The sequence below is a fragment of the Mesorhizobium sp. M7D.F.Ca.US.004.03.1.1 genome (genome assembly GCF_003998635.1).
Taxonomy (GTDB): domain Bacteria; phylum Pseudomonadota; class Alphaproteobacteria; order Rhizobiales; family Rhizobiaceae; genus Mesorhizobium; species Mesorhizobium loti.
This window is the reverse complement of the sequence record NZ_RZQG01000726.1, coordinates 1-3,112: the sequence shown is the minus strand read 5'-3', so window position 1 is coordinate 3,112 and position 3,112 is coordinate 1. Positions and strand designations below refer to the sequence as shown.

Sequence of the window (3,112 nt, the reverse complement as noted above, 5' to 3'; positions counted from 1 at the left end):
AAGGAGTCCATCCACAAGGCGTGCCTGATGCGTTTCAGGCCGATCATGATGACGACGCTGGCGGCACTGATGGGCACGTTTCCGATTGCGCTCGGCACCGGCGCCAGCGCCGAGCTGCGCCAGCCGTTGGGCGTTGCCGTTGTCGGCGGCCTGCTGGCTTCGCAGGCGTTGACCTTGTTCGTGACACCGGTGATCTACGTCTACATGGAGAATTTCTCGGGCTGGCTGGTCGGGCTTTGGTCGAAGCGCAAGGGCGAGCCGGACCCGGTCGAAAATGTCGACCAGCTCTCGTTGTTCAAGGCCAGGGAAGAAGCGCTGTCCGAACCGCAGCGGGCGGCCGCCGAATAATGCAGGCCGCCTGAAGGCGGGCGTTGGACCAAGCCGTCGTGCTTGCAGCGGCATGATCGGGACCGTATTTTGCGGCCATGTCACACGATCATGACCACGACAACGAACTCGATCCGTTTGCCGCCCGCGTGCGTGCACTGGAAACCATCCTCACCCAGAAGGGGCTGATCGATCCGGCCGCGATCGACGTCATCGTCGATACCTACGAGACGAAAATCGGCCCGCGCAACGGCGCCAGGGTGGTGGCGAAAGCCTGGAGCGATCCAGCCTATGCCGACTGGCTGAAGCGCGACGCGACGGCGGCGATCGCATCGCTAAGCTACACTGGCCGGCAAGGCGAGCACATGCAGGCTGTCTTCAACACCGAGGACACGCACAATCTCGTCGTCTGCACGCTGTGCTCCTGCTATCCGTGGTCGGTGCTCGGCCTGCCGCCGGTCTGGTACAAGGCGCCGCCCTATCGTTCGCGCGCCGTGATCGATCCGCATGGGGTGCTGGAAGAGTTCGGGCTGACGCTGCCGGCGGACAAGAAGATCCGCGTCTGGGATTCCACTGCCGAACTGCGCTATCTCGTCGTGCCGATGCGGCCCGAGGGTACCGAGGGCTGGAGCGAGGAACAGCTGGCGGAGCTGGTGAGCCGCGACGCGATGATCGGCACCGGCCTGGCGAGACAGCCGGCATGAATGGGCCGCAGGATCTTGGCGGGCAGATGGGATTCGGCCCGGTCGCGCCCGAAAAGGACGAACCCTATTTCCACACCGCATGGGAAAGGCGGGCGCTCGGTGTGACGCTGACTGCCGGCGCCATGGGCGCGTGGAACATCGACGAGAGCCGGCACGCGCGGGAATCGCTGCATCCCGCCGATTATTATACCTCCAGCTACTACGAGATCTGGATCAAGGCGCTGGAGGTATTGCTGAAGCGCCACGGCTTCGTCAGCGAGCGGGATCTCGCTGCCGGCAAGCCCGTCGATCCGGCAGCGGCGCCGAAAAGGGTGCTGAAGGCCGAAAACGTGCCGGCCGTGCTGGCCAAGGGCGGGCCTTGCGACCGGCCGGTTGCGACGCCGGCGCGGTTCAAAGCCGGAGATCCCGTGCGGACCAAGAACTTCAACCCAACCGGCCACACGCGGCTGCCGCGCTACGCACGCGGCAAGCATGGAACGATCGAAGCTGTGCGCGATGGCTTTGTCTTCCCGGACAGCAATGCGCATGGGGACGGCGAAAACCCGCAATGGGTTTACACGGTGGTTTTCGAAGGATCGGAAATCTGGGGCGAGGGGGCCGATCCGACGCTTGTTGTGTCGATCGACGCCTGGGAGAGCTATCTTGAGCCGGCGTGACACGGATATGGCCGAGCTGCCACCGGGCATCGATGCCCCGGTGTTTGCCGAGCCATGGCAGGCCGAAGCCTTCGCCATGACGGTGGCGCTGCACGACAAGGGTCTGTTCTCGTGGAGTGAGTGGGCGCAGGCGCTGTCGAGCGAAGTGAAGAAGCCCGGTGCTGCTGCCGACGGCCACGACTATTACGAACATTGGCTGGCGGCGCTGGAAAGCCTGCTGGCCGCCAAGGGTGTCGCGGGCAAAAGCGATGTCGACACGATCGCCGCCGCCTGGGAACGCGCCGCGCATGCGACCCCGCACGGCAAGCCGATCTTGCTAGAGAACGATCCGGGGCCCTGACAATAAGGTACGGCCTAAACGGCATCATTCGGCCAATCTAGACTTCCTTTATGCTGCTCTGGATTTCGCTGCCCGTCCGGTTGTAAATATTGACGCTTCAGGCGACATTATTGCCATGATGGAAATCGCTTCAGCGCCCTGGCCTTTACTGGAAATTGCGATCGAGCCGAAGTCGGAGGCCGATGAAGAAAAGCTGCGCATCGCCTTGTCGAGCCTTGCGGATGAGGATCTCGGCTTCCGCTTCACATGGGACGAGGAAGCTGGGCAAACAACTGTCTCCGGCAACGCCGAGCTTCAGCTTGATCTTATCATCCATCGCTTGGTCAACGAGTTCGAGGTCGCCCTGAATATCAGTGCTCCGGATGTGGCCTATCGCGAGACGATCACCCGCAAGCACGAACAGGATTACACGCACAAGAAGCAGTCACATGGGATGGGTCAGTTTGCCCGCGTGAAGCTGCTGTTCGAGCCGAATGGGCACGATCCGGAGTTCGTGTTTGTGTCGCGGATTCCCAATGGCGCGGTTCGCGATGAGCATGCCGTCGGCGTCGAAAAAGGAGTGCGCAGTGCCCTGGTCTCCGGCCCCTTTGCCGGTTCTCCGATGATCGGGTTGAAGGCGACGTTGGTCGATGGCGCCTTTCATCAAACCGACTCCTCGGCTTTGGCCTTCGAGATCGCCGGTCGTGCCTGTTTCAGGGAAGCCGCGCCCAGGCTTGGCGTGCAACTGCTCGAGCCGATCACGGAGGTCGAGGTGGTCACGCCGGAATATTCTGTCCGCGGCATAGTCAGCGATTTGAAGGGCCGTCGCGGCAGAATTCAGGGTCAGGAAGGCCTGGGGACCGACATCAAGATCGACGCGTTGGTGCCGCTTACCAACATGTTCAAGCTGGAGGATACGCTGCGGTTGCTTTCGAAAGGGCAGGCGCGTTTGAGTGTCCGCTATTTCGGATACGCCCCCGTTCCGGGGCCGTTTCCAGACGACGAACCGCCGCCCGCAGTGGCTGCCTACGGCTGACAGTTTTTCACCGAGGCCAGATTTCGGACCGAAAGAAGGGATCTGTTCCCTTTACGTTCTTGTTTTTGAC

General features: G+C 62.3%; 5 protein-coding genes. All 5 read left to right on the top strand.

Annotation, left to right across the window (positions count from 1 at the left end; translation table 11 throughout):
* Positions 1–348 (top strand): efflux RND transporter permease subunit (locus tag EN935_RS28745; RefSeq protein ID WP_206534593.1); only part of this gene is annotated, 348 nt, incomplete at its 5' end.
* 77 nt (positions 349–425) lie between these two features.
* On the top strand, positions 426–1,031 hold the full coding sequence (nthA, locus tag EN935_RS28740) for a nitrile hydratase subunit alpha (RefSeq protein ID WP_127265419.1): 606 nt from the start codon (positions 426–428) through the stop codon (positions 1,029–1,031).
* Entirely contained in the window at positions 1,028–1,687 is a 660-nt protein-coding gene (gene nthB, locus EN935_RS28735; protein ID WP_126069490.1) for a nitrile hydratase subunit beta, read from the top strand. Before nthA ends, nthB begins: the two co-directional genes overlap by 4 nt.
* Complete coding sequence (locus tag EN935_RS28730; RefSeq protein WP_127265418.1) at positions 1,674–2,027, top strand: nitrile hydratase accessory protein; 354 nt, start codon at positions 1,674–1,676, stop codon at positions 2,025–2,027. Before nthB ends, EN935_RS28730 begins: the two co-directional genes overlap by 14 nt.
* 115 nt (positions 2,028–2,142) lie before the next feature.
* On the top strand, positions 2,143–3,042 hold the full coding sequence (locus tag EN935_RS28725; RefSeq protein ID WP_127265417.1) for a hypothetical protein: 900 nt from the start codon (positions 2,143–2,145) through the stop codon (positions 3,040–3,042).
* Positions 3,043–3,112: the final 70 nt, after the last annotated feature.

Bases quoted from the DNA above. Each gene is read 5' to 3' on its own strand.
- nthA (WP_127265419.1), top strand. From the start codon at position 426: ATGTCACACGATCATGACCACGACAACGAACTCGATCCGTTTGCCGCC.
- nthB (WP_126069490.1), top strand. From the start codon at position 1,028: ATGAATGGGCCGCAGGATCTTGGCGGGCAGATGGGATTCGGCCCGGTC.
- EN935_RS28725 (WP_127265417.1), top strand. From the start codon at position 2,143: ATGATGGAAATCGCTTCAGCGCCCTGGCCTTTACTGGAAATTGCGATC.